Raw genomic sequence first — 26,008 nt, forward strand, 5'->3', positions numbered from 1 at the left:
CGCACAGTGAAAGTGACAACGGTTTTCATTCCTGATCGGGGGCCGTGATGCGAGTGGCGTTCGTCGGCAAGGGCGGCAGCGGCAAGACCACACTGTCGTCGCTGTTCGTGAGGTACGCGACGCGGAGAGGGCCGGTCGTCGCGATCGACGCCGACATCAACCAGCACCTCGGCCTGGTCCTGGGGGTGGACCCGGCTGAGCACCCGCCGCCACTGGGCGGGATGCTGACCGAGATCAAGGACTACCTGCGCGGCGACAATCCACTGATCCGCGACGCGGCGTCCATGGTCAAGACGACCCCGCCGGGGCGCGGATCGCGGCTGGTCCGGCTCGGAGACCCGTTGTTCCCCTCCTGTTCCGTCGAGGGCGTCTCGCTCATGGTCACCGGCCCGTTCGAGGAGGACGACCTCGGCGTCGCCTGCTACCACTCGAAGCTGGGCGCGGTGGAGCTCTACCTCAACCACCTGGTCGACGGCCCCGGCGAGTACGTCGTGGTGGACATGACCGCGGGGGCGGACTCCTTCGCCTCCGGGTTGTTCACCCGTTTCGACCTCACCTTCCTGGTGGCCGAGCCGACCCGTCAGGGGGTGAGCGTCTACCGGCAGTACCGCGACCACGCCGCCGGGTTCGACGTCGCGATCGCCGTCCTGGGCAACAAGGTCCACTCGCCGGAGGACGTCGACTTCCTCCGCGAGCACGTCGGCGACGACCTGCTGACCTGGTTCGGCCACTCCCCCGCCATCCGCGGCATGGAGCAGGGCCGGCCCTTCGCGCTCGACGACCTGGAGCCCGCCGCCCACCAGGCCCTCGCCACCATGCTCGACCGCCTCGACGCGCAGCCCAAGGACTGGCCGAAGTTCGGCAGGCAGGCCGCGGAGTTCCACGTCAGGAACGCCCACTCGTGGGCCAACCGGGCGACGGGAGAGGACCTGGTCGCGCAGATCGACCCCGGTTTCGTGTACGGCCCCGCCGTCGCCGCCTCATGAACGTGTCGCCTCCGCGCCAGATGGAGGACCACGGTGTTCGATCTACCGTCAACTGCGTCCCCGCTCTCTGAGCAGACGCCGAGAGGAGAACAGCTCATGTCGCTGTCCGTGTCCAACGACCTGCTCGACCAGGCCCGTACCGGTGAGGTGGACGACGCGGCCTTCGTCGCCTGTGTCCGCGACTCGCTGCCGTACGCCTGGGCGACGATCACCGCTCTGGTCGAGCGGCGGGACCGGTCCGGCGCCGACTTCGCCGACAACCAGGTGCCGCCGCCCGACGAGACCGCTCGCGGTCAGTTGCTGCGCTGCCTGGCCAGCGACGCGATGCGCGGCGCCCTCGAAAGGCACTTCGGCGTACGGCTGGCCTTCCAGAACTGCCACCGCGTCGCGGTGTTCCGCCCCGACGCCACCGAGGCGTACCGGGAGTTTGTCACTCCCCGCGCGCAGATCCTGAACCAGAGCCCCGAACTGGTCGACTGCTGACCCTGCCGGTTCGATCGGGCCGTTTTATCGGGCCGTCTTATCGGGCCGGGGGCGGCGATCCGTTTCACGCCGCCCCCGGTCTCAGCGCTCGCACGGCCGGAAGCACCTCCGCGCCGAGGCGTGCGATGTTCTCCAGCGTCCGCGCACGGTCTCCGGCGCCCTCGACCATCAGGATGAGATGCCGCAGCCCGGTCCGCGCCGCCGTGGTCGTGATCTTTTCCACGCAGTGCTCCGCCGAGCCCACCGGGTGGATCCGGCACAGCAGGTCCACGTACTCCGCGATGTTCCGTCGCGGCGGCGGCCGGCCGTCCACGGGCACATACCCGGCCAGCCCCGGCCCGAGCCAGCGCGGCAGCGACTCCCGCATCTCCCGTACGGCCTGCTCGGTGGTGTCCGCCACGTAGCCGAGCGCGGCCCCGATGTGCGCCGCCGGGCCTGTCGCGTACGACTCGTAGGCGGCGATCGTCTCCGTCTTCTCGTCGTCGCCGACGTGCATGCCGAGGAGCATGGGCAGTCCCCGTTCCGCGGCGAGCCGGACCGTGCCGTCCGACGTGCAGGCGACGACCGGCGTCATCCGGGCCTGCGGGACCATCGAGACCTCCCTGAACCGGAAGAACTCGCCGTCCGCCGCCACCGGGCCGCCGTTCAGTGCCGTGCACAGCAGATCGAGCGATTCCGGGAAACCCCGCTCGAACCTCGCCGTACCGGTCCCGAAGACCTCCAGTTCCAGCCACGGCCCGCCACGCCCCACACCGAGCCGGAACCTGCCGTCCGACACGTGGTGGAGGATCGCCGCCTGCTCCGCCAACGCGACCGGATGCTGGACGGACAGCACGCTGACCGCCGTCCCGACTGTGATCCGGGAGGTCCGGCCCAGCGCCACGGCCGCCAGCGTCACCGCGGACGGGCAGACGCCGTACGACATGAAGTGGTGCTCGGCGATCCAGGCGTCGTCGAACCCGGCCCGTTCGGCGGCCTCGATCGCCTCCGTCGTGCCGCGCAGCACGTCCCCCGGCGCCATGCCCGGGAAGCCCGCCGCGACCAGGAAGACGCCGATCCTCATGCTCGCGGCCACGTCCTTACCGAGGGCCACCGTTGACGTAGAGCGTCTGACCGGTGACGTACGACGCGTCGTCGGAGGCGAAGAACGCCACCACGGACGCGACCTCGGTCGGCTGGCCGACCCGCCGCAACGGCACCCCCTGCGCGACCGCGGCCTGGTGCTCCTCCGGCGTCGCCCCCAGTCGCACGGCCGTCGCCTCGGTCATCGGCGTCGCGACGTACCCCGGCGCGACGGCGTTCACCCGCACGCCGAACGGGCCCAACTCGATCGCCATGGTCGCGGTGAGCCCCTGGATGCCCGCCTTGGCCGCCGCGTAGTTGGCCTGGCCCCGGTTTCCCAGCGCCGACCTGCTCGACAGGTTGACGATCGCTCCCGACCGCTGCTCCACCATGTGCTTCTGGACGGCCCGGCTCACGAGGAAGACGCTCTTGAGGTTCACGTCGACGACCTTGTCCCAGTCTTCCTCCGACATGCGGAACAGCAGGTTGTCGCGGGTCAGCCCGGCGTTGTTCACGAGCACGTCGATCCGCCCGAACTCGGCCATCACCCCCGGCACCAGCGCCTCTACCTGAGCGCTGTCGGAGACGTCGCAGCCGAACGCGACCGCCCTGCCCCCGGTGACGGTGATCTCGTCCACGATCGAGGCACACCGGTCCGCGGTGAGGTCCACGCAGGCCACCGCCGCGCCCTCGGCAGCCAGCCGGCGTGCGATCGCCGCACCGATACCCCGCGCCGCGCCGGTAACCACCGCGAACTTCCCCGTGAACCGTGACATCGCCCGCCTCCTCCCCTCAATTCGATCACAGCAACTTGCTCCGAGTCATCCTCCCGGCCGTGTCGCAGCACAGCAGGCATGGGCGCTGCCCGCCTAAACCCGTAGCCGTGTGGCTCCGAGTCGGTGGTAGGTGAAGGTCCAGCGGTCGGTGCCGGTTTTGCGGCGGGTGTAGCGGTGGGGGTGCTGGTAGCGGTCGCGGTTGTGGAACTGGCAGGCCGGGCCGAGGAGCTTCAGGTCCGTGAGTCCGCCGGTGCTCCAGTTGTCGGCGTGGTCGATCTGGCACATGGTCGCCGGGAGCGGGCAGCCGTCGATCCAGCAGGTCGCGTAGCGGGCGAAGATCGCCCTGCGTTGGGCGGGGGTGGCCAGGCGGACCTTGCGGCCCATGTCGAGCACCTGCCCTTCGGCGTCCATGACCAGCCGCACCAGGCTGCTGGTGCGGGCCAGGCGGTGCACGCTGGTGACGGGCAGCATCTGCCCGGTCGCCAGCAACAACCCCGGCACCGTCCCCAACGCCGTCCCGAACAACGCCCCCGGCGCCGTCCCGATCAATGCCCCCGGCGCCGTCCCCGGTAACGCTCCCGTCCCCGTCGTCTCCGTCCCCAGTGCCTGCGTCGCACGCGAACACCGCCCCGTGCCGCCGCACCGGCACGCGCCCTGGCCGTCCGCCGCGTCCTGCCGAGCCCGGCCCTGCTCCTCGCCGCCCAGCTGATGGCGGCCCAGGCCACGGCAGTATCGGCCAGAGCGCACGTCGCTGTGGTCCTCAGGCGCGCCCTGCCCATGCCGGCAGTCCCCCGCAGACCGAGGCCCGGCGTGGGTGTGGTGCAAGAAGGCGTCCTCGGGAGGAGGATCGGGCCGCTCTGCATCCGAAGGCGCTGTGCCCGAGGGTGCTGCGTCCGAAGGCCCGCCACGGTCTGCAGGCCATGCTGACCCGCGCCGCATGGCGCGCGTTGCTTCAGTCTGTGTCCCGGCACGGCCGCAGTGTTCGCCCTCTACCAGCGGGGTGTCGTCGCTCTCGGCAGAGGCGGCGCTCGCAGCGTCGCTCGGCTCGCACTCACCGGCCCCGCGCTCACGGGTCTCGCGCTCACTCGCCCCGCGCTCGTCGGGCCCTGGCTGGCGGGACTCCTCATCGCGGGGATCGGTGTTGGCACGGTCGGCGCTTCCGGCACCGGCGTCCGCGGCTTCGGCATCGCTCCCCCCACCGGCATCTGCCTCAGCCCCGGCCTCGGCGGTGTCGGGGTGGTCCGGGTCGTCGGTGCCGCCCGCGTGACCGGGTTCGCCCATCGCGCCGAAGACGGCGTCGTCGGCCTCGCTGGTGTCGTCAACGCTTCCGCCGTGGTCAGGGTCGGCGGGGTACTCGGTGGTGGCAGCCTCGCCCACGGCAGAGCCGCTGGTGTCGTCGGCAGCGGGGGCAGAGTTGCTGGTGCCTTCGGCGGTGTCGGTGGGCCGCCGGAGGCGAATAGTTGGAGCAGCAGGTCAACCTCGGTTCCACAGCAAAAAGGGGTGGTGACGCCGGGGGACTGCTCAGAAAGCGGCGACGGCGCTTTCGACGGCGCGCAGGGCCCGGTCGAGCTGGGCGGCGCGGTCGGCGATCACGTCCTGTATGGGATCACCGGCGCGGATCCTGTCGATATTGGTGATGTACACGGCGCGGTAGGCGGCGACGACCAGGGCGGCCGCGAGCCGCGGAGCCGGGTCGGCCGGCTCGCTTCCGGCCGCCTCGGCGAACAGGCCGGCGAGCACACCCTCGAACTCCTCGACCAGTTCCCTCGCCCGGGCCCTGAGCGCGGGCGAGTCCAGGATCACCTGCCAGAACACCTCATATCCGGGCGCGATCCCGCCGAGCGGGTGACCTTCCCTGAGCATGTCAAGGAACAGCCGGCGCAGGGCGGCGAGAGGGCTCTCCCCCTCGGCGCGCTCCCGTACGGCGCGGGTGACCAGCTCGACAGCCTCGGGATAGCGGTCGAGGAACAGGTCCTCCTTGCGAGGGAAGTAGTTGAAGACGGTCTTGGTCGAGACTCCGGCCGCCTCGGCGACCTCGGCGACCGTGACGTTGTCGAACCCGCGCTGCATGAACAGGCTCGAGGCCACGTCAGAGATGAGCGAACGGGTCTGTCGCTTCTTCCGCTCCCGCAACCCCAAGCTCTCCGTCACCCACCTCACTCTAGTTGCTAAAAACTTATATCGACAGTAAGTTTTTAGCAACGGTAACTACGGGGAGGACACATGTCGTACGACGTCGTTGTGGCCGGCGGAGGGCCGGTCGGCCTGATGCTGGCCTGCGAGCTGCGGCTGGGCGGGGCGTCGGTCGTGGTGCTCGAACGACTGACCGAGATCGACCCGACGCTCAAGGCCGGCGCGCTCAACACGCCGAGCGTGGAGGCGCTCTACCGGCGGGGCCTGCTGCCCGAGCTCAAGGAGGTGCAGGCCCGGGCGATGGAGCTCGTGCAGGCCTTCATGCGCAAACAGGCCTCCGCGGGAGGGCCGCGCCGGACTCCGCCGAGGTTCGCCGGCCATTTCGCCGGGATGATGCTGAGCGCCGATCTGCTGGACGCCGACGACCCCGACCTGTCCGGCCGGGGACCGATCACCGAGATCGGCCTGGTGCCCCAGCAGCAGCTCGAGCAGATTCTCGCCGTACGCGCGGCCGAGCTGGGAGTCGAGGTGCGGCGCGGCGTGGAGGTGACCGGCTTCGCCGACGACGGCGAGCAGGTCACGGTCACCACGACCGGCGGCCCGGTGCACGGCCGCTGGCTGGTGGGCTGCGACGGCGGCAGGAGCACGGTGCGCAAGCTGGCCGGCTTCGAGTTCCCCGGGACGGATCCGGAGATCACCGCCTACCAGGCCATCGCGGAGATGGAGGGCACCGAGCACCTCGGCGTGGGCTGGCAGGCCACTCCCACCGGGATCTATTCCCACGGGCCGGTGCCGGGGCGCATCCTCGTCGCGCGCTTCGACGGCGGCGCGCCCGGCAGGGCTGACAAGACCACGCCGGTGACGACGGAGGAACTGCAGGACGCGGTCAGGTACGTCACGGGCTCCGGCGTCGTCGTCAAGGAGATCACGTCGGTCACGCGGTTCACGGACAACGCGCGGCAGGCGACGACCTACCGGCTCGGCCGGGTGCTGCTGGCCGGCGACGCCGCCCACGTCCACTCGCCCTTCGGCGGCCAGGGGCTGAACCTGGGGCTGGGCGACGCCGTGAACCTCGGCTGGAAGCTCGCGGCGGTCGTACGCGGGCAGGCGCCGGAAGGGCTACTCGACACCTACACGCGCGAGCGGCACCCCATCGGCGCCTGGGTGCTCGACTGGACACGCGCCCAGATCGCCCTGATGCGTCCCGATGCCCACGCACGGGCGGCACGGGCGGTGGTCGCCGACCTGCTCGGGACGGTCACCGGCACCACCTACTTCGTGAAGAAGATCTCCGGCGTCTGGCAGCGGTACGACATGCCCGGTGACAGCGGGCACCCCCTGGTGGGACGCAGCGCGCCCGACTACGAGTTCGAGGACGGCTCACGGCTCGCCGACCACCTCCACGACGGTCGCGGCCTGCTCGTCCGCCAGAGCGGATCCCGGCTCGGCGGCCGGGCGGCGGACGGTCACGGCGACCGGGTCGCCGCCGTCACGACGGCGATACGCGAGCCGCACGCTCCCGGAGCGTTGCTCGTCCGCCCGGACGGCGTCGTCGCATGGGCGGAGGACCCGGACGCGGCCGATGCCGAGGGGCTCGCGAACGCGCTGGAGACCTGGTTCGGCGCCCCCGCGGATGTCCCCGCCACCCTCCGCTGAACCGTTCGGCGGACTCCGTGGATCTTTGGCCAAATCTTTACCCTGGCCGCCTGCCGCACGGGGCCCGAATCAACGCTCTGACCTGCGATTTAACATGCGAGCACACCCCTTAACCCGTACCCCGCCAAGATGTCTCGTGTCATTTGGTATCAGTCGTGGTCAGCAGCCCCCATCATGTGCTCATGCCCGCTTTTGTCACCCTGTCCGGGCGCTCCGTGCGCCTGGAACCGCTCAGCCTCGCGGCGCTCGACGACCTCGTCGCCGCGGCGAGTGAAGACCGTTCGACATACGCCTTCACTCGCGTTCCCGCCAGCCGGGATGAGATGGCTTCCTATGTGGAGGCCGCCATGGCTGAGCAGGCGGAGGGCCGCACGATGCCCTTCGCCATCCGGTGGCTGCACACCGACCGCGTGGTCGGTGCCACCCGTCTGATGAACCTGGAGTACTGGCAGGGCCCGATGCCCTGGCCGCCGGGGACCAAGGGCGCGGTGGGCGAGGTCCCGTCCGTCGCGGACATCGGGTACACCTGGCTCGCCGCGTCGGCCCAGGGCACCGGTGTCAACCGGGAGAGCAAGTACCTGTTGCTCTCCCTGGCCTTCGAGACCTGGCAGGTTCACCGGATCACCCTCAAGGCAGACGTACGCAACACCCGATCCCGGGTCGCCATCGAGGCCCTCGGCGCACACCTCGACGGTGTGCGACGAGCGGACAGCCGAGGCGCCGACGACACGGTCCGAGATACCGCCTACTACTCGATCCTGAGTCCTGAGTGGCCCGCCGTACGCGACCGCCTGCGGGTGCGGCTGGGCCTCCTGGAAACGGCATCGGAAGCAGCGTGATCAGCCCATAGAAAAGAGCGGCCCGTCCCGGAAGGGACGGGCCGCGTCATGCGGGGGTGCCGACGGGGGACGGTCGTCAGGCGTCGTAGCCGAAGTCCTCGTCGTAGGCGTTGTAGATGTCGCGCCAGTAGCCGCACTTGACGGGCTGGTTGCTGTACAGACCGATCTGGCAGACCTTCGCCTGGACCTGGGCGACGTCGTAGCGCCAGAAGTTGATCGGCTTGTAGCCGCCGGCGCCGCAGTACTTGTACGACTTGTAGCTGGAGGACCAGTCGTCCTCGTCGTCGTCCCAGGACGACACCCGGAACTTGATGTACGCGCACTTGCCGCCGTGGTTGTAGGTGCGGTTGTCGTTGTCGTACAGCTTGCCGGTGATGTGAACCCGGTTCGACTCCTCGTCGTCGTAGTTCACGTCGACGTAGCCCTTGGCCTTGGCGAGGTGGTTGGACGACCAGTAGGTGCCCCACCAGCCGTCGTAGTCCCAGTCGTCGTGGTGCGGCGCGGAGGCGGAGGAGGCGGAGGCGGGGGCGGCGTTGGCCGCGGTCGCGAGGGCCGGCAGCCCGAGGGCGGCGACGGCGGTGGCGGCGGCGAGACCGAGGGTGATGGAGCGTCGCATTTCGGTTCTCCTGTTCGAGGACGATCCCCCGATGCGGGGTGCTGTCGGGGTTGCACCTCAGTGATAGGCCCGCCCGCCTGCAACCCGCTTTCAGCGCTGTCGCCGTGGTTTGCAGGCCGCTTTCAAGCACCTGAACACACACTGAACCGGCGCGGCCGCTCCTACTGCTGCCGCGTGACACGATCTATCATTTGGTCGGAAATCTTGCCAATGGGAGACAGGTCACATGCCTGATCACGCCGCCGCGGACGGCCTGCGCTTCGCCGTGCTGGGACCCGTCCTTGCTTGGCGTGACGGCGTCGAGCTCGACCTCGGCACACCGTTGCAACGCTCCATTCTCGCGATGCTCCTGCTCAGGGAGGGGCACCCGGTCACGCCGGACGAGATGATCGACGGCGTGTGGGGCGAGGACGCGCCCCCGCGCGCGCTCGGCGCACTGCGCACCTACGTCTCCCGCCTGCGCACCGTCCTGGAGCCGGACCGTTCCCCGAGGACCCCACCACGGCTGCTGACCTCCGTGGGCCGGGGATACGCGCTGCGACTCGGCCCCGTTGAATCCGGCGCCGCCCGCTTCGACCTCGCCGTCTTCGAGCGCGAGTGCGCCGCCGCCGAGTCCGACCGCGGTACGGGCCGGGCCGACGAGGCCGCCCGGCGGCTGCGCGGGGCCCTGCGCCTGTGGTCGGGCGAGCCGCTGGCCGGCGCGGTCGGCCCGTTCGCCGAGCACCAGCGCGACCGTCTGGCCGAGCGCCGGATGAGCGCGGTCGAGACGCTCATGGAGCTCGACCTGGAGCTGGGCCGGCACGCGGAGATCGTCTCCGAGCTGGTCGCGCTCGCCGCGGAGCACCCGCTGCGCGAACGGTTACGCGCCCAGCTCATGCTGGCCTACTACCGCTGCGGCAGGCAGGCCGAGGCGCTGTCGGTCTTCACCGAGACCCGCCATGCGCTCGTCGAGGAGCTCGGCATCGAGCCCGGTGCCGATCTGGCCCTCCTGCACCGGCGGATCCTCGCCGCCGACCCCTCCCTCGCCCCCACACCCCCTCCTGTACGGCTCTCGCCGCAGGATGTCCACGATGACGCCCCGGCGGCCGAGACCGGCCCGGCGATCGAGATGCCGCGACCGGCCCAGCTCCCGGCGGCCGTGCCCGACTTCACCGGCCGTACCGGCCTGGTGCGGAGGCTGCTCGCGCTGCTGCGCGGCGAAGGGGCGAGAGAGGGCGTGCCGATCGCGGCGATGTCGGGCATCGGCGGCGTGGGCAAGACGACCCTGGCCGTCCATGTGGCCCACCTCGCCGACGACCTGTTCCCCGACGGCCAGCTCTACGCCGACCTGCGGGGATACGGCGCCGAGCCGACCGCGCCCGAGACCGCGCTGGTCGCGTTCCTGCGCGCCCTCGGCATCCCGATGGACGTCATCCCCGACGGTCTGGCCGACCGCTCAGCGCTGTTCCGTTCGCTGCTCGCCGACCGCAGGATGCTGGTGCTGCTCGACAACGCCCGCGACGCCGAGCAGGTCGAGCACCTGCTGCCCGGCTCGGCCGGCTGCGCCGCGATCATCACCAGCCGGGGCAAACTGGCCGACCTGCCCGCAGCTCGGCTCGTCGACCTCGACGTGATGGAGCCCGAGGAGGCGCTGTCGCTGCTCGCGGCGGTCGCGGGACCGGAGAGGGTGGCGGCGGAACGGGCCGCCGCCATGGACGTGGTCGCCGCCTGCGGTTTCCTGCCGCTGGCCGTGCGGATCGTCGCGGCCAGGCTCGCCTCCCGCCCGTCGTGGACGGTCGCCTCGCTCGTCCCCCGGCTCGCCGACGAGCGCCGCCGCCTGGACGAGATGAAGATCGGCAACCTGGCGGTCTCGGCCACGTTCGCCCTCGGGTACGGCCAGCTCGACGCCCGGCAGGCGCGGGCGTTCCGGCTGCTGTCGCTGCCGTCTGGCTCGGGCATCTCGGTCTTCGCGGCGGCGGCCGTGCTCGACCTCACCCCGGCCGCGGCCGAGGACGTCATCGAGTCGCTGGTCGACGCCAGCCTGCTGGAGGCGCCCGCGCCGGGCCGCTACCGCTTCCACGACCTGCTCAAGCTGTTCGCCCGGCGGCAGGCGGAGGACGCCGAGGAGCCCGCGGCCCGCGCGCTCGCCCTGCGGCGGCTGCTCGGCTTCTACCTGGCGTCGGCCGGCGCGGCCCACCAGCTGGCGTACGAGGGCAGCGCGATCGCCGACAACCTCACCGACATGGGCGTGCGCGGCCATTCCTTCTCCTCCGCCGACGAGGCCGTGGCCTGGCTGTCGGCGGAGGCCGAGGACATGTTCGGAGCGGTCGCCCAAACGGCCGGGGCCCAGGACGTGCCGGGCGGAGACCTGCTGGCGGCGGCCGACCTGCTGCTGGCGATGGAGCCGCTGCTGGAGTCGGGCACCAACCAGCGGGACTTCGAGCAGCGCACCTCGGCCCTGCTGACGGCGACGCGCGGGGCCGGTGAGCGGCGCAGCGAGGTGCGCTGCCGCTACGTGCTGGGCCGGGTGCTGTTCGGCGCGAACCGGCTGGCCGAGGCAGAGTCCCATTTCCTCGCCGCGCGGACGCTGGGCGAGGAGACCGGCGACCACATCGTGCTGGGCGAGACGTGCAACGCGCTGGCGGTCGTCGCCGGCCGGCGACGCCGCCACACCGAGGCGCTCGAATGGTTCGACCGGGCGACCGCGGTCCACCGGGAGACGGGCAACCCCGCGGGCGAGGCGCTCGCGTCGTGCTACTCCGCCCGTGACCACCTGGGCCTCGGGCGGCCGGACGACGCCATCGCCGCGGCCGAGCGCGGGCTGGCGGTCTTCTCCGAGATCGGCAGCGGCGCGGGCGTGGCCCGCGCCCGCTACCACCTCGGCAACGTGCTGTCCTATGTCGGGCGGCTCAACGAGGCCGTCGTCCACCACGCCGAGTGCCTGACCTTCTTCCGCGCGAGCAACCAGCGGGTCTGGGAGCAGCGGGTCTGCTACCGGCTCGCCGCCACCTTCATCGCCGCCGGGCGGTACGCAGAGGCGGCCAGGCACGCCGAGCAGGCGCTGACCGTGAGCCGCGAGATCACCCACCCGTACGGCGAGGCGCAGTCACTGGCCGCCCTCGGCAAGGCCCTCGCGAGCCTCGGGGAGACCGGCCGGGGCAGGCAGGCCCTGGTCAAGGCCCTCGACATCTTCACCCGGCTCGGCTCGCCCGAGGCCGACGACATCCGCGCCCTCCTGCGCGAACAGGTCGAGACGTAAGTCCTCGTCGAGCCGGCTCATGCGGACGTGGTTGATCACACCGAACACCCATCTTCGCGTGCGGGAGGCTGGACGCCCGGCCGGCCGCCGGTCGTCACTGGGACGCGCAGGGGGCCCGGATCCTTACCGGTGCGCCCCGTGACGACTCGCCGCCTCACGTCGGCGACCGGCCGGGCTTCGTGCGCGGACTCCGAACCCCCCCGAAGCCCGCCCAGAACCACTGTCGGCCCGGCCGTTCAAACTCCGATCAACGTGGGCTTGCAACGGTGAGGAAGCCCTCGGCGATCAGGGACCGCAGCGCGGCGGGAGCCCGCCCGAGTACGTCGCCGGGGTCCTCACCGGTCAGCTCGGCGATCGCGGCGAGCAGCGGGCGCGTGGGCAGATCGCCGTCGCACACCCCGGCCAGGGCCGCCTCCACCGTCCCCACGGCGGCCGTACGGCGCGCGCCCCGGGTCTGCCGCAGGACGATGCGGGAGGGGTCGTCGGCGCCGGGCGGGCCGACACGCTCCTCCACGACGCCCTCGGCCACCTGCAGCCGCGCGTCGAGCAGGTCGTCGTCGGACAGTTCGTGGGCGGCGCGCGCCGCGCGCAGGACCTCCTCGACGAGCGCGCCGGACGGAGGCTCGACCGACTGCGTCATCTCCTCCACCCGCACGAGCGGGCTCAGCGAGCCGGAATCGTGCAGGGCGATCCAGCCGAAGCCGACGCCGGTCACGTCCATCGAATCGAACCAGCCGAGCCACTCGTCGTAACGCTCCCGGTAGGCCGAGGTGCCGTGTTCGGCGGAGTCCCGCAGCCACAGCTCGACGTACTCGGCCGGGTCCTGCACGTCGCGCTGCACGGCCCAGCCGTCGCAGCCGGTCTCGGCGAGCCAGCCGCCCACCCTGTCCTGCCAGTCCTCGCCCTTGACGTGCAGCCAGTTGGCGAGGAAGCGCGCCTGACCGCCCTGGGCGAGGTGCCGGGGGGTGCGCCGCACGAGGTCGCGGCAGAACTCGTCGCCGCGCCGCCCGGCCTCCCGGTAGGTGTACCTGGCCTCGGGCGCGATGACGAACGGCGGGTTGGACACCACGAGGTCGAACCGCTCGCCGTCCACCGGGTCGTACATCGAGCCCTCGCGCGCCTCGGCGCCGGTCACGCCGGACAGGCCCCAGCTGAGGCGGGCCAGCCGCAGCGCCCTGCGGTTCACGTCGGTCGCGACCACGTGGTCCGCGCGGGGGGCAAGGTGCAGCACCTGCACGCCGCAGCCGGTGCCGAGGTCGAGCGCCCGGCCGACCGGGGCGGTCCAGCCGAGCTGGGCGAGGTTGGCCGAGGCGCCGCCCGCCCCCACCACGTGATCGGGCCGCAGGGAGGGATCGCCGGGCCGCACCTTGCGGTCCGACACCACGTACGCAGGGTCGCCCGTCCCGGTGTCCCACGGCTGGAGGTGCACGGTGGCCTGCACGGTGTCGCCCAGGCGCACCAGCAGCCCGGCCTCGATGAGGTCCTGCACCGGCAGGTCGGCCGCGGCCATGCTGACCGGGGCGCCCAGCCACCACAGCCGGATCAGCGTGGCGAGGGGGTCGGCGTCCCTGGTCGCGCGCAGCGCGGGCACGATCTCCTCACGCGCCAGTGCGGAGGCGGCCATGTCGCCCAGCCGCTCACGCACGCCGTCGATCGTGTATCCGGTCTCCACGAATCTGCCGCGAAGCCGCCGGACCAGGTCAGAAGGGGCGTCCACGCATCGAATCTATCGCGGGGCCAGACACCACTAGGGCATCTTGAGGCTGTTCCAGGCGGCCTCGCCCAGCTCGCGGATCTCCTCCTCGGTGGGCTGGTGGGCACCGCTGAACCACAGACGGCACATCTCCTGCGCCGGGCCGAGCCACAGCACGTAGCACATGGTCGGGGGGACGGGGCGGAGCACGCCGTCCTTCATGTGCGGCCGCCACCAGTCGGCGACCTGCCGGAAGAACTCGCGCCTCGACTCGGCGACCTCCGGCCCGCCGGGCTCGTTGCGCCGGGGCGGGCGCTCGCTGATCAGCAGACGGGCGCGCTCGGGATGCTCGCCGCACCAGGCCATGTGCATCGCGACGATGGCCTCGATGCCGGCGCGGGCGTCCTCGTGGCGGACGAGCTCACCGACGAAGGCCTCCTGGTACATCTCCTGGATCTCGGCGTAGAGCACGCCGAAGACGTGCTCCTTGCTCGTGAAGTGGTGATAGAAGCTGCCGACGCTGACGCCGCTCTCCTGCCGCAGGCTGGCCAGGGTGGTGGCCGACACCCCGCTCTGGCTGAACCTGCGCAGAGCGCCCTCGATGATCCTGGCCCTGCCGTCTCGCCCGCTCTTCGCGTTCTTCACATAGTCAATGGTGAACCAACAGAACCTTGTTCTGCAAATGCGAGGTCGGCTTTGATCTCGACAGATGTGCCGTACGTATCGATTGTGGCAGAGGGCCAGGCTCTGCGCACCATGGACAGGACCCGCCGGTTCTCCGTCATGACGTCCATGCCGACGACCACCGCGCCGCGCACGGACGCCCGCCGCAGGAGGGTGCGCACGAGCCGCGACCCCACGCCGAGGCCCTGCCACCGGTCGTCCACCACGACCGCGATCTCCGCCTCGACCCCCCGGGCGCCGTCGGACAGGTGGCTCATGGCGTGGCCGATCACGGCGTCGCCGTGCAGCGCGAGCAGCGCGTCACGCCTGTCGTCGCGCGCGACCATCGCGCGGATCAGGCTCGCGCTCGGCCGGCCCGGGCCGACGAAGAAGCGGTTCGTCAGCGTGTCCCGCGACAGGCCCTCCACGAAGAGGCGCACCCGCTCCTCGTCGTCGCCGGGGCACGCCGCGCGGAGGTCCGCAATGGGCCTCACCTGAGTTCCCAACATGGACTCAGCCTCTCCCGAACGAGCTGAGTCTGTCAAGTAGACTTAGATGCAGGGAGGCTGTTGTGGTTACGATGCGCGACATGCGGCGTTATCGGGTGGACAACTGCTCCATCGAGCGAACCCTCGCCGTGCTCGGCGAGAAGTGGACGTTCCTGGTCCTCCGGGAGGCGTTCAACGGCATCCGGCGCTTCGCCGACCTTCAGACGCGCACCGGCGCGCCCCGGCAGGTGCTGAGCGCGCGGCTGTCCCGGCTCGTCGAGGAGGGCCTGCTGCGCAAGGTGCCCTACCAGGAGCCCGGCCAGCGCCAGCGCGACGAGTACCGGCTCACCCAGAAGGGCCTCGACCTCTACCCGATCATGATCGCCCTCATGCACTGGGGCGACCGCTATCTGGCCGACCCCGAGGGACCGCCGGTCGTGGTGACCCACCGCGACTGCGGCGCGCCCGTCGAGCTGCACCTGGCGTGCGAGGAGGGCCACCGGATCGCCGGCCCACGCGAGGTGACGCCGCGCCCCGGCCCCGGCGCCCGCCTCAGCACCCCAGCCTGAAATCGGGGGCACTCACCAGGCTGCCTAGGCTGGTGACGTGTACCGCTTCCTCCTCTCGCGCCGCTGGGTCGGGCTGCACCTGCTCGTGCTCGTGCTGATCCCCGCCTTCTTCTTCCTGGGAAGGTGGCAGTGGGGGCGATTCGAGGAGCGGTCGGCCGAGAGCGCGAGGATCACCGCCAACCTCGCCGCGGCACCCGTGCCGCTCGACCGGCTGGACCCGATCGGCTCGTCCGTGCCGGAGCGGGACAAGTATCGCCTCGTCACCGCCACCGGACGATACGACACCGCCCACGAGCTCGTGGTGCGCAGGCGCACCCTCAACAGCCGCGTCGGGTTCTACGTGGTCACCCCTCTCGTCACGCCCCAGGGCGCCGTGCTGGTGAACCGGGGGTGGGTCCCGGCCGGGGCGACCGCCGACGCCCCGCCGCAGGTGCCCGCCCCGCCCACGGGAGAGGTGACGGTCACCGGACGGCTCCGTCTTGCCGAGACGCAGGACAACACCGGCATCAGGAACCGGTCCGGGCTGCCGAACGGCCAGATCCTGCTGATCGAGACGCCCCGGATCGCCGAAGGCCTGCCGTACAAGGTCTTCGGCGGCTTCGTGGAGCTCACCTCGCAGCAGCCGCAGGGCGGTTCCGCCCCCGAGCTCCTGCCTCCGCCCGACGTCGGCGCCGGAGGCGGGCTCAACCTGGCGTACGCCGTGCAGTGGTGGCTGTTCATCGGGATCGCGGTGGGCGGGTGGGTGCTCCTGGTGCGCCGGGAGGCCCGCGACCTCCAGACGGAGCAGGCGTCACAGGACGTGACGGTACGCGCCGCAAGGTGAGCGAACGGATACCAACCGGAGACCTCGCAGCTTGTACGGTGTTATCCCTTGGCCCTACCGTTTACTACCGTGACTACGCCGCTGCATCCCGACCCAGAGCCGAGGCGGCGGGACTACGTGATCATCTCAGTTGATGATCACTTGATCGAGCCGGCCGACCTCTTCGAGGACCGCCTCCCGGAGAAGTACAAGGACCTCGCGCCCAAGGTCGTGGAGACCGACTCGGGCCACCAGGTCTGGCGGTACGGCGGCGCCACCTATCCCTGCGCCGGGCTTGACGTGGGCGCGGGCCTGCCCAAGGAACAGTGGACGCTCGACCCCGTCCGCTTCGAGGACATGCGCCCGGGCTGCTACGACATCGAGTCCCGGATCGGCGACATGGACCGGGCCGGGATCTGGGCGGCGCTGTGCTTCCCCGGCATGCTGGCGAGCCAGGCGGGGGTGGCCTTCGGCCGCACCCGCGACCAGGACCTCGGGCTCGCGCTCGTCCAGGCCTGGAACGACTGGCACGTCGACGTGTGGGCCGGCACCTACCCCGAGCGCATGATCGCGCTGCAGCTTCCCTGGCTCCCCGATCCCGAGATCGCGGCGAAGGAGATCAGGGCCAACGCGTCACGCGGTTTCAAGGCCGTCGTGTTCCCCGAGTTCCCCACCCGGCTGCGGCTGCCCTCCATCCACAGCCGCCACTGGGACCCGTTCTTCGCCGCCTGCGAGGAGACCGGCACGGTCGTGTGCCTGCACACCGGCGCGTCCTCCTGGGCGCCGGTGCCCTCACCGGACACCCCGGTCGAGGCGATCACCACGCTGATCCCGGCGAGCGCCATGTTCGCCTGCGCCGACTGGCTGTGGTCGGGGGTGGCACTGCGCTTTCCCAAGCTGCGCGTCCTCATCGTGGAGGGCGGCGTCGGGTGGCTGCCGATGCTGGCCGAGCGGGCCGACTACGCGCTCGACCACCCCGTGGCCGGTGAGCCGAGCTGGGAGGGCGGCCTCAAGCCCAGCGAGGTGCTGCGGCGCAACTTCTTCTTCGGCACGCTCGACGACAGCGCGCTGAGCTCGGTACGGCTCGCTGTGGGCATGGAGCACGTGCTGCTGGAGGCCGGCTACCCGCGCGCGGAGTCCACCTGGCCCGACACTCAGCGCGCCGTGGCCCGCAACCTCGGCAGCCTGCCCCCCGCCGACATCGCCAGGGTCTCGTACGGCAACGCCGCCCGCCTGTTCGGCCACCCCCTGCCCTCGCGGGCCTGGCTGCGGCAGGAGCAGCTCTAGCTAGGACGCCGGCAGGGGCGGCAGCCGGGGGACGCTGTCGATCAGCCGTCGCGTGTAGGGGTGGCGGGGAGCGCCGAGCACCTGGGCGGTGTCCCCCCGCTCGACGACCCGGCCCCGCTCCAGCACGGCCACCTCCTGGCAGAGGGCGGCCACCACGGCCAGGTCGTGCGACACCATCACGACCGTCAGCGCGCGGGTCTCCCGAAGCTCCTGCAGCAGGTCGACGACGCGTACGCGGGTGGAGACGTCGAGCGCGCTGACCGGCTCGTCCGCGAGCAGCACGCGGGGCTCGCACACGATCGCCCGCGCGATGGCGATGCGCTGCCGCTGCCCGCCCGAGAACTCCTGCGGATAGCGGCTCGCGGCGTCCTCGGGGAGTCCGACCGCGTCCAGGGCCGCCGCGACGCGCGTGGTCATGTCCTCCCTGAGGCCCAGCGAACGGAGGGGTTCCGACACGATCCTGCCCACCCGCTGCCGGGGGTCGAGCGACGAGTACGGGTCCTGGAACACCGTCTGCACGCCGCGCCGGAACTCCCGCATCAGGGCCCGGTCACGCGGCGCGAGCTCCTTGCCCTCATACAGGACCTGTCCACTCGTCGGCCTGGCCAGCCCGAGCAGCAGGCGCAGCAGTGTGGTCTTGCCCGCGCCCGACTCTCCCACGAGCGCGAGGCTGCGTCCGGGCGTGACGGCGACGGAGACGTCCGTGAGCACGGGGGCCGAGCGGCCGTAGGCGAAGTGCGCGCCCCGCACCTCCAAAATGGGCCGGGTCATGGCGTCCTCCACTCGAGTGCGCCGTCAAGGGCGCCGTCGAGACGCCGTGCGCTGCCCACCAGCTCCCTCGTGTACGGGTGGCGCGGCGCGTTGACGACCTCGCCGACGTTCCCGGACTCCACCGCCACGCCGTCCTTGAGGACGATGACGCGCTCGGCGATGCGCGAGACGACCGCCAGGTCGTGGCTGATGAACAGCAGTGCCATCCCCCGTTCCTCCACCAGGCCGTCGAGCAGCGTGAGGACGTCGGCCTGCACGGTGACGTCCAGGGCGGTCGTGGGCTCGTCCGCGATGAGCAGAGCGGGGTCGCAGGCGAGGGCCATGGCGATCGCCACCCGCTGACGCTGGCCGCCGGAGATCTCGTGGGGGTACGCCCGGGCGATCCGCTCGGGATCGGCGAGCCGCACCTCCTCGAGCGCGGCCGTCACCGCCGCGTGCAGGGCCCGTCCGCGCAGCCCCCTCCTGCGCCGGAGCGGCTCGGCCACCTGACGGCCCACGCGCATGAGCGGGTCGAGGGCGGTGAGCGGCTCCTGGAAGACCGTGCTCGTCACCCGGCCACGCAGCGAGGTGAGCCGCCGCTCCCCCGCCCCAACGACCTCGATGCGGTCGAGGCTGCGGTCGAGGCCGGGCGCGTCGAACACGACACTGCCCGAGACGGTCAACCCGGGAGGCGTGAGACCCGTGATCGTTAGGGCGGTCATGGACTTGCCCGACCCCGACTCTCCGATCAGGCCGAGCCGCTCGCCCGCGCCGAGCGTGAACGACGCGTCCGAGACGAGGTCGCGGCCCTCGGGGCCGCGCACGTGCAGCCCCGCCACGGTGAGAAGGGTCACCTCGTCCTCCTCCTGGTCGGGTCGGCCACGTCGCGCACGCCGTCGGCGATGAGGTTGACGCCGACGACGAGGACGACGATCAGGACGCCGGGGGCGATCACCCCCGCGGGAGCGATGAACACGCTCGCCTGGGCCTCCTGGAGCATCCGCCCCCAGGAGGCGTTCGGGGGCGGCGCGCCCAGGCCGAGATAGGACAGGCTCGCCTCCGCCAGGACGGCCAGGCCGAACTGCAGCGCTAGGTTGACCGACAGCGTCGGCCAGATGTTCGGCAGCACGTGTTCGACGACGATCCGGGGCCAGGACGTCCCCGAGGTGCGCGAGGCCGTGATGAAGTCCTGCGCCAGGACGCGCTTGACCAGCACCCGGGTCAGCCGGGCCACGATCGCCGACATCGCCAGCCCGATCGCGATGACCGCCGAGCCGAGCGACGCGTCGCGCGCGGCGGTCACCAGCATGGCCAGGAGCACGGTCGGGAACGCGATGAGGATGTCGAGGAGGGCCGAGACCGTGTCGTCGAGCCACCGGGTGGCGAAACCGGCGGCGAGGCCGGCCGCGAGGCCCACGACCGCGCCGATCAGCACCGACCCCGCTCCCGCCTCCAGGGCGACCCTCGCACCGATCATGAGCTGGGTGAGCAGGTCTCTGCCGAGCTTGTCGGTCCCGATCAGGTGGGGCAGGCCCGGCGGCATCAGCCGGTCGCCCGAGGTGTCGTCCGGCGGAAACGGCAGCCAGAAGAACGACACGACGGCCACGGCGAGGACGAGACCGGCGAGGACGCAGCCGGCGACCAGCGTCGCCGACCGGGGGACGCGGCGGCCCGCGGTCATGCGCCGTCCCCGGAGAGGTCGCCGCCGAGGGAGCGGCGCAGCCGCGGATCGATCAGCCGCTGGACGAGGTCGGCCGCGAAACCGATGAGCAGCACCGCGAACGTGCTCACCACCAGGATCCCCTGAATGACCGGGTAGTCGTGCTGCGCGAAGCCCTTCACGAGCATGCCGCCGAGCCCCGGCAGCGCGAACACGCTCTCCACCACGACCGCGCCGAGGAAGGTGGTGGCGAGTTCGATGCCGAGGATCGAGACGACCGGGACCACCGCGTTGCGCAGGCCGTGCCGCCACATCGCCCCGATGAACGACGACCCGAGCGCCCGGGCCGTACGCAGGTAGTCGCTGCCCAGCACGTCGAGGGTGGCCGACCGCACGTAGCGGATCAGCGAGGCCGACATGACCAGGGCGATCGTGACGACGGGCAGCGTCAGCGAGGTGAGCGCGTCACCCGGGTGCGCCCAGTCGTCCTGGGGGAACCCGCCGGCCGGCAGCACGCCGAGGTGGAGCGAGAACACCGTGATCAGCAGCATGCCGACCCAGAAGACGGGCACCGCGATGCCGAGTTGCGACAGCGCGCTGAGCACCGAGCCATACCAGGTGCTCGCCCGGTAGGCCGCGACGAAACCGACCGGTACGGCGATCACGACGGCCAGGAGGAAGGCGAGCAGGGTCAGCGGAACCGTCACGACGAGGCGGGCGGCGATCTCGGGGCCCACGGGAAGCGTGCTGACGAACGAGGCGCCGAGGTCGAGCCTCGACATCTCACCGAGCCACGAGACGAACTGCACGGGCAGCGGCTGGTCCGTCCCGATCTGGTGGCGGGCGGCGGCGATCTGCTCCGGGCTCGCCCCGACCGACAGCAGCGCGTTGGCGGGGTCGCCGGGAAGCAGGCGCAGCAGCAGGAACAGCACCACGGCGGCCAGGAACAGCGAGACGACGAGGAACGCCGTCCGGCGCAGCAGGTAGACGGTCATGAGGACGCCACGGACGAGGGCATCAGCCCCGGCCGCTCTTCTTGATGCCGTACGCGTAGAACTGGGAGTTCAGGCCGTTGACGGGGTAGCCCGACAGCGACGAGGACGCCACGACGATCTGCGGGTAGAGGTAGAGCCAGTCGCTGGCCGCGTCGGCGGCGATCTGCCGGTTGACCTTCTTGAGCAGCTCCGTCTGCCCGTCGGCCGTGTCGGACTGCTCGGCCTGCTCGACCCACTTGGCGACCTGCGGGTTGTCGTAGCCCCAGTAGAAGTCGGGGTTGCCGTACCAGACCACGTCGCGGTCGTTGACGTGCTCCTGCAGCGTCGCCGCGAAGTCGCGGTTCTTGTAGACCTTGGTGTACCACTCGTCCGCCGTGATGACGTTGATGTTCACGGTGATCCCGACCTTCGCCAGCTCCGACTTCACGAACGTCGCGACGGTGGGGTGGGGGTCGTAGTTCGGCGTGTCGAGCGTGAAGGAGAAGCCGCTCCCGTAGCCCGCCTCGGCGAGCTCCTTCTTCGCCAGGTCCGGGTCGTACGGGTTGACCGAAGTGAGGTCCTCATACCAGGGGTCGGTGGGCGGCACCATCGAGCCGATCAGCGTGCCGTACTCGCCCCAGATCGAGCTGAGCAGCTTCTTGTCGTCGATCGCCGAGGTGATCGCCTTGCGGACCAGCACCTTGTCGAACGGCGCCTTGCGGTCGTTGAACGCCAGCAGCAGCTTGGTCGTCGACTGGCCGTTGTTGACCTTGTAGTCCCCGTTGCCCTTGAAGTTCGCCAGCGCGTCGGGGCTCTGCTCGCTGGTCACGACGTCGACCGCCTTGGTCAGCAGCGCGTTGTTCAGCGCGGTCGCGTCGGTGAAGTAGTGGAACACGACCTGCTTGTTGGTCGCCGGGGTGCCCCAGTAGCCGGGGAAGCGCTCAAGGGTGAGCGCGGAGCCGCGCTTCCACGTCCCCAACGTGTAGGGACCGGTGCCGTCCTCCGTGGTCGTCAGGCTCTTGGCCTGGGAGTTGACGATCCACACGTAGCTGAGGTTGTAGACGAGCGAGATCGACTTGCCGGAGAGCTTCACCGTGACCGTGGAGTCGTCCGGCGTCTCGATGCTCTTGATCACCTCGAGGCTGCTCTTGCGGGCCGACTGGGAGTCGGGAGCGATGACCTTCTCGATGCTGTACTTGACGTCGGCCGAGGTGAGCGGCTTGCCCGAGTGGAACTTCACGCCGCTCCTCAGCGTGAAGGTGTAGGTGAGGCCGTCCTTGCTCACCGTGTGGTCCTCGGCCAGCAGGCTCTCGACCTTGCCGTCGTCGGTGAGCCGGAACAGCCCCTCGTAGACGTTGCCGTTGAACGCCTCCGTCACGCCCTGCCCGCCCCCGGCCGTGTTGTCGAGGTTCTGCGGCTCGTAGAGCGACCCGATCTCGACCGTCGCGTCCGGGTCGTACGCCGCCGTCGCCCCGGCGCCGCTCGTGGAGCCGGAGGACCCTGCCGAACCGGACCCTGCCGAGCCGGAGGAGCCCGAACCGCACCCGGCGAGGGCGAGCGCGAGCACGAGCGCGGCGCCGATCAGCGACGTCGTCTTGCTGTTCACTGTTTCTCCTGGTCGGCGGCCATGCGGCCGCTCGCTTGGTGCTGTCGGTGAGGAAAGGGGGGAGATCAGTGCGGCAGGAAGCCGTCGCGGAAGACGGGGAGCTTCTCCCCCGCCTCGACGGGCACGTCCAGCCGGTTCCGCGGCGGCGGCAGCGGACAGTTGTAGAAGGGCGAGAAGGCGCACGGCGGCGCGAAGGCGCGGTTGAAGTCCAGGACGACACGGCCGCCGGGCTCGGGCTCCACCGTCAGGAACCGCCCGCCGCCGTACGTCACCGAGCCGTTGGTGCGGTCGCCCACGACCAGGAGGAGCGTCCCCCCGTCGTCGAAGGCGGCCAGGTTGTACGGCGTGCCGCCGAGCGTGAAGGTGATGTCGCCGGGGACGGCGTGGTCACGGGTGCCGCCGGCGTCCTGGACGTGCTCGAAGGGCAGCCGCCGCGCGTCGGACACCGGTGTGAAGACGGCCTCGACGACCCACTCGGGGGCGAACGGGAAGACGTCGATGGTCTCGAAGTGGCGGACGGCGGGCGCGTCCGCGTCCCACAGCCGGATGCCGTGCTCGGGCTCGCCGGTCGTGATGTGGGACCGCTCGATCCGCGTCGCCGTGACGCTCCACGGCCGGCCGGCGAGGGCCTCCTCCGGGGACACCTCCTCGCCCGGGGCCGGCCACAGGGTCTCCACCAGGGCCAGGTTGCCCTGCGGAGCCAGTACGGAGGCCAGCCGCTCCGCCCGCCACGCGTTCCACCCCGCGCGGGCGGCTTCGATCGTGGCTGCGGAGGCGCGTGAAGACATGGAGGTAACGCTCATTTCGAGGTAGATCAGCACCTTTGCTGATGTTTGAGCATTACCCTACATATTCGGTAGGATTATGACCAATTGATCACTTCACTGTGGCGTGCGGGTCCCTCTCCCACTCGACGAACTGGCCGCTCTCGCCGAGCAGCGCGGTCGCCAGCCACAGGAACACGCCGAAGTCGTCGACCACGCCGATACCGAGGAGGAAGTCGGGGACCACGTCGATGGGCGACACGATGTACGCCACGGCCATGCCGAGCATGGCGAGCTTGCCCTTGGTCAGGCCCGGGTAGTCGCCCTTCACCGCGGCGCGGAGCATCCGGGGCACCGCCCGCAGCCGGGCCCGGACTCCCGGCGAGCCGGGCTTGGAGACCTCGCGGTAGGCGCGCCAGGTGGCCGCCGCACGTCCTGCCTTCACCATGAGGACACCTCCAGGGGAACACCTCTGCCCGCTTTGCCCTCTGGTTAACGTACGGCGGCACCCGGCCGGTTCCGTCAGGCGCCGGGCGCGAGCGCCCGCACGGTGTCGGCGAGCGGCAGATCACCACCCGGCAGCGGGGCCAGCACGGGCGTGTCCAGCCCGTTGGCCACGTACTCTCGCACCCGAGCCCGGCAGGTCGCCGCGTCGCCGTGCACGACGAGATCGTCCACCACCTCGTCGGGGATCGCCTTCAGCGCGGCCTTCCGGTCCCCGGCCGCCCACGCCTCCCGCATGGGCCGCAGCAGCTCTCCCCGGCCCAGCCACTCGTGGAACGCCGCGTACACCGGCACGGTCAGATAGGCGGCCAGCAGCCGGCGGCCGATCTCGCGGGCCTTCGCCGCGTCCTCGGTCACCACGACGAACAGCCGCGCGGTCAGCTCGGTCTCCGGCCCCAGCTCGGCCCGGACCTTCCGTACGTCCCCGGGCGACAGCCAGTTGGTGATCGCTCCGTCGGCCTCGCGGGCGGCCAGCCGGAGCATCCCGGGCCGCAGCGCGGCCAGCACGATCTTCGGCGGCGTCGCGGGGGCCTTCTCCAGCCGGAAACCCTTGACGGCGAAGGTCTCGTAGCTCTCGCCGACCTTCTCCCCGGCCAGCGCCGCCCGCAGGAAGCGCAGGGTGTCGCGGACCCGCGCGTACGGCTTGTCGAACTCGCCGGCGTTCCAGTTGCCCACGATCACCGGGGACGACGCGCCGATGCCCAGCACGAACCTGCCGGGGGCGAGGTCCGCCAGCGTGGCCGCCGACATGGCCAGCAGGGCCGGGCCGCGGGTGTAGACGGGGACGATCGCGGTGCCCAGGCGCAGGGACGGCGCCCACTCGGCGGCCAGGGCCAGCGGGACGAACCCGTCCGTGCCGCCCACCTCGGCCGACCACGCGTCGGTGTAGCCGAGCGCGGGCAGCTCGGCGACGAGCTCCTTCGACTCGACCGGCGTCTGCCCGAAGAACGGAATCGTCATGCCCCAGCGGTCCACGGCCACCCCTTCCAAGGTCTCGCCCCGACCATACCAACCGGACGGTATGGAGTCGCGGTCACGCCCGAAGTTCGTGGACCACCTCGATGACCTCTCTGGCCACGCCCTTGATGCCGGGCAGATGCGACAGGCCGACCAGCCGGTCGACGAGCGGGACGACCCGGTCGATCAGCCGATAGGTGCGCGCGCAGCCGGGCGAGCTGTCGTGGACCCAGAACAACACGACCCCCATCCACAGCAGCCACAGCAGTTCGGGAAGCTCCTCGCGCAGTTCGTCGTCCATCCGCCCGGCCGATCCCTCGACCACCTCCCGGTAGAGCGCGATGGCCGACTCGCGGGCGGGCGCGGACTCGGCGCTGAAGGGGCTGAGGGGGTTGCTGGGCTCCGCCGCGTGCTTGAAGAACTTCACCGCGAACTCGTGGTACGGCTCGGAGATCCGCACCCACTCCCGCAGCACGCCGCCCAGCCGTCCGGCGAACGACCGCTCAGCGGCGAACACCTCATGACAGGCCGCCTCGTGCGTCTCCTGCGCCCGGTCGTAGTACGCCTGGATCAGCTGCTCTTTGGACCTGAAGTAGTAGTAGGCGTTGCCCACCGACACGCCCGCCTCCGCGGCGATGGCACGCATCGTGGTCGCCTCGTACCCCCGATCCCTGAACAACCGGAGGGCCGTCTCGACGATCTGCTCCCGTGTACTCTCGGCCACGCTCGTCACTGTACGGCTCGGGCCCGCGTCCGGTCATGAACCGACAAGATGATCCACGGGTCGTGGCAAACCGCCTCGTGGCAGCAGGCCCACCCGGCCCCGCGTATGGCATTGAAGACCTCAGCCCCCGTCGTCGAGTGAGGAAACGAGGCACGTGGACGTCCGCCCGTCACGGCGGGGGCTGGCCGGCATCGGCACCGCCGTACTGATCTCCCTGCCCATGCAGCACCACGGCAAGGACCCCCTCCCCCCTCCGGCGCCGCCGCCCGCGGCCGATCCCGGTGTGGAGGTGAGCGGGGAGGTCTCCCTTCCGCCGCTGCTGGCCGGCACGTTCGTCGCCACCGTGAAGACCTGGGACACGATGGCGGCGGACGAGCGGATCGGCCACGCGCGGGCGACCGGCCTGCTGCTGGACGCCGGAGTGCGCCGGAAGTCGACCGGAGACTGCGCCGACCGCCGCCGTCCGTACTGCACGTCGCTGGAGGACATCAGGTACGGCACGCTGATGCGCACCATCGACCTGCGGCGGGACAGCAGGTGCCCGGTGACGGTCACCGGCGGCACCGAGACCGGGCACGCCGACGGCCACTACAGCCACGGCAACGGCTACAAGGTGGACCTCGCGCACAACCGGTGCCTCGACGCGTACGTCACGGGCACCTACCGCTACTGGCGCACACGCGCCGACGGCGCGGCGCTGTACCGCGCCGCGCCGTCGGACGTGAGGGCGGACGTGTGGGCGGACGAGCCCACCCACTGGGACGTGCTGTTCAGGTGA

26 protein-coding genes are annotated in these 26,008 nt (G+C 71.3%); 9 read left to right on the forward strand and 17 right to left on the reverse strand.

All coding sequences use genetic code 11. The features are described from left to right. Positions 1-47 precede the first annotated feature (47 nt). Positions 48-986, forward strand: a complete 939-nt coding sequence (locus ACIBK1_RS01740; protein WP_396731570.1) for an ATP-binding protein — start codon at positions 48-50, stop codon at positions 984-986. 96 nt (positions 987-1,082) lie between these two features. Beyond that, entirely contained in the window at positions 1,083-1,469 is a 387-nt protein-coding gene (locus ACIBK1_RS01745; RefSeq protein ID WP_142652536.1) for an SCO5389 family protein, read from the forward strand. 64 nt (positions 1,470-1,533) lie between these two features. On the opposite strand, the gene ACIBK1_RS01750 is transcribed toward ACIBK1_RS01745, so the two are convergent. The 4 genes from ACIBK1_RS01750 to ACIBK1_RS01765 form a co-directional block, all read right to left on the reverse strand. Beyond that, on the reverse strand, positions 1,534-2,532 hold the full coding sequence (locus ACIBK1_RS01750) for an LLM class flavin-dependent oxidoreductase (protein WP_030508686.1): 999 nt from the start codon (positions 2,530-2,532) through the stop codon (positions 1,534-1,536). A gap of 16 nt (positions 2,533-2,548) precedes the next feature. Continuing rightward, positions 2,549-3,307, reverse strand: coding sequence for a glucose 1-dehydrogenase (locus ACIBK1_RS01755; protein WP_030508685.1), 759 nt, complete (start codon positions 3,305-3,307; stop codon positions 2,549-2,551). Between the two features lie 93 nt (positions 3,308-3,400). After that, on the reverse strand, positions 3,401-4,054 hold the full coding sequence (locus ACIBK1_RS01760; RefSeq protein ID WP_396731574.1) for an HNH endonuclease signature motif containing protein: 654 nt from the start codon (positions 4,052-4,054) through the stop codon (positions 3,401-3,403). 774 nt (positions 4,055-4,828) lie between these two features. After that, positions 4,829-5,458 carry a TetR/AcrR family transcriptional regulator gene (locus ACIBK1_RS01765; protein WP_396731577.1) on the reverse strand — a complete coding sequence of 210 codons (630 nt, stop codon included), beginning with the start codon at positions 5,456-5,458 and terminating at the stop codon, positions 4,829-4,831. A 72-nt stretch (positions 5,459-5,530) separates the two neighbouring features. On the opposite strand from ACIBK1_RS01765, the gene ACIBK1_RS01770 reads away from it, so the two are divergent. Both ACIBK1_RS01770 and ACIBK1_RS01775 read left to right on the forward strand, forming a co-directional pair. Continuing rightward, on the forward strand, positions 5,531-7,096 hold the full coding sequence (locus tag ACIBK1_RS01770) for an FAD-dependent oxidoreductase (RefSeq protein WP_396731580.1): 1,566 nt from the start codon (positions 5,531-5,533) through the stop codon (positions 7,094-7,096). 182 nt (positions 7,097-7,278) lie between these two features. Beyond that, complete coding sequence (locus ACIBK1_RS01775; RefSeq protein ID WP_076439787.1) at positions 7,279-7,935, forward strand: GNAT family N-acetyltransferase; 657 nt, start codon at positions 7,279-7,281, stop codon at positions 7,933-7,935. 76 nt (positions 7,936-8,011) lie between these two features. Here ACIBK1_RS01775 and ACIBK1_RS01780 read toward each other — a convergent pair whose 3' ends face one another. Beyond that, complete coding sequence (locus ACIBK1_RS01780) at positions 8,012-8,551, reverse strand: hypothetical protein (protein ID WP_030508680.1); 540 nt, start codon at positions 8,549-8,551, stop codon at positions 8,012-8,014. Between the two features lie 226 nt (positions 8,552-8,777). Here ACIBK1_RS01780 and ACIBK1_RS01785 point away from each other — a divergent pair, with 226 nt between their 5' ends. After that, complete coding sequence (locus ACIBK1_RS01785; protein ID WP_396731584.1) at positions 8,778-11,789, forward strand: AfsR/SARP family transcriptional regulator; 3,012 nt, start codon at positions 8,778-8,780, stop codon at positions 11,787-11,789. 247 nt (positions 11,790-12,036) lie between these two features. Here ACIBK1_RS01785 and ACIBK1_RS01790 read toward each other — a convergent pair whose 3' ends face one another. From ACIBK1_RS01790 to ACIBK1_RS01800, 3 genes are read right to left on the reverse strand one after another with little or no spacing between them, the layout of a single operon-like run. Further along, entirely contained in the window at positions 12,037-13,506 is a 1,470-nt protein-coding gene (locus ACIBK1_RS01790) for a DUF7059 domain-containing protein (protein WP_396731587.1), read from the reverse strand. Between the two features lie 30 nt (positions 13,507-13,536). Continuing rightward, on the reverse strand, positions 13,537-14,127 hold the full coding sequence (locus tag ACIBK1_RS01795; RefSeq protein ID WP_076439794.1) for a TetR/AcrR family transcriptional regulator: 591 nt from the start codon (positions 14,125-14,127) through the stop codon (positions 13,537-13,539). After that, positions 14,124-14,639, reverse strand: a complete 516-nt coding sequence (locus ACIBK1_RS01800; protein ID WP_363422785.1) for a GNAT family N-acetyltransferase — start codon at positions 14,637-14,639, stop codon at positions 14,124-14,126. Before ACIBK1_RS01800 ends, ACIBK1_RS01795 begins: the two co-directional genes overlap by 4 nt. 95 nt (positions 14,640-14,734) lie before the next feature. Here ACIBK1_RS01800 and ACIBK1_RS01805 point away from each other — a divergent pair, with 95 nt between their 5' ends. The 3 genes from ACIBK1_RS01805 (at position 14,735) to ACIBK1_RS01815 (ending at position 17,291) form a co-directional block, all read left to right on the forward strand. Continuing rightward, positions 14,735-15,202 carry a winged helix-turn-helix transcriptional regulator gene (locus ACIBK1_RS01805; RefSeq protein WP_197042658.1) on the forward strand — a complete coding sequence of 156 codons (468 nt, stop codon included), beginning with the start codon at positions 14,735-14,737 and terminating at the stop codon, positions 15,200-15,202. A gap of 37 nt (positions 15,203-15,239) precedes the next feature. Beyond that, on the forward strand, positions 15,240-16,025 hold the full coding sequence (locus ACIBK1_RS01810) for an SURF1 family cytochrome oxidase biogenesis protein (protein ID WP_363530900.1): 786 nt from the start codon (positions 15,240-15,242) through the stop codon (positions 16,023-16,025). A 141-nt stretch (positions 16,026-16,166) separates the two neighbouring features. After that, the gene (locus tag ACIBK1_RS01815; protein WP_231513927.1) at positions 16,167-17,291 is read left to right on the forward strand and encodes an amidohydrolase family protein; all 1,125 of its coding nucleotides are present in this window, start codon (positions 16,167-16,169) and stop codon (positions 17,289-17,291) included. Here the strand turns inward: ACIBK1_RS01815 and ACIBK1_RS01820 are convergent, their stop codons facing one another. The 9 genes from ACIBK1_RS01820 to ACIBK1_RS01860 form a co-directional block, all read right to left on the reverse strand. Next, positions 17,292-18,062 (reverse strand): ABC transporter ATP-binding protein, encoded by a 771-nt coding sequence (locus ACIBK1_RS01820; protein ID WP_396731591.1) that lies wholly within the window; start codon positions 18,060-18,062, stop codon positions 17,292-17,294. Continuing rightward, complete coding sequence (locus ACIBK1_RS01825; protein ID WP_396731594.1) at positions 18,059-18,895, reverse strand: ATP-binding cassette domain-containing protein; 837 nt, start codon at positions 18,893-18,895, stop codon at positions 18,059-18,061. Before ACIBK1_RS01825 ends, ACIBK1_RS01820 begins: the two co-directional genes overlap by 4 nt. After that, entirely contained in the window at positions 18,892-19,722 is an 831-nt protein-coding gene (locus ACIBK1_RS01830; RefSeq protein WP_030508670.1) for an ABC transporter permease, read from the reverse strand. Before ACIBK1_RS01830 ends, ACIBK1_RS01825 begins: the two co-directional genes overlap by 4 nt. Then, positions 19,719-20,696, reverse strand: a complete 978-nt coding sequence (locus tag ACIBK1_RS01835) for an ABC transporter permease (protein ID WP_030508669.1) — start codon at positions 20,694-20,696, stop codon at positions 19,719-19,721. The genes ACIBK1_RS01830 and ACIBK1_RS01835 overlap by 4 nt, the downstream gene beginning before the upstream one ends. 22 nt (positions 20,697-20,718) lie before the next feature. Then, the gene (locus ACIBK1_RS01840) at positions 20,719-22,281 is read right to left on the reverse strand and encodes an ABC transporter substrate-binding protein (RefSeq protein WP_030508668.1); all 1,563 of its coding nucleotides are present in this window, start codon (positions 22,279-22,281) and stop codon (positions 20,719-20,721) included. Between the two features lie 65 nt (positions 22,282-22,346). Beyond that, entirely contained in the window at positions 22,347-23,069 is a 723-nt protein-coding gene (locus tag ACIBK1_RS01845; RefSeq protein ID WP_396731598.1) for a DUF1684 domain-containing protein, read from the reverse strand. Between the two features lie 88 nt (positions 23,070-23,157). Next, positions 23,158-23,493, reverse strand: a complete 336-nt coding sequence (locus ACIBK1_RS01850) for a YkvA family protein (protein WP_396731601.1) — start codon at positions 23,491-23,493, stop codon at positions 23,158-23,160. Between the two features lie 74 nt (positions 23,494-23,567). Beyond that, a complete protein-coding gene (locus ACIBK1_RS01855; protein ID WP_363530913.1) occupies positions 23,568-24,509 on the reverse strand; it encodes an LLM class F420-dependent oxidoreductase in 942 nt (313 codons plus the stop codon). A gap of 73 nt (positions 24,510-24,582) precedes the next feature. After that, positions 24,583-25,230, reverse strand: coding sequence for a TetR/AcrR family transcriptional regulator (locus ACIBK1_RS01860; protein ID WP_231513926.1), 648 nt, complete (start codon positions 25,228-25,230; stop codon positions 24,583-24,585). 154 nt (positions 25,231-25,384) lie between these two features. Here ACIBK1_RS01860 and ACIBK1_RS01865 point away from each other — a divergent pair, with 154 nt between their 5' ends. Further along, positions 25,385-26,008 (forward strand): hypothetical protein, encoded by a 624-nt coding sequence (locus tag ACIBK1_RS01865; protein ID WP_396731604.1) that lies wholly within the window; start codon positions 25,385-25,387, stop codon positions 26,006-26,008.

The organism is Microbispora rosea (assembly GCF_044460045.1).
In the GTDB taxonomy this organism is placed as follows: Bacteria; Actinomycetota; Actinomycetes; order Streptosporangiales; family Streptosporangiaceae; genus Microbispora; species Microbispora rosea.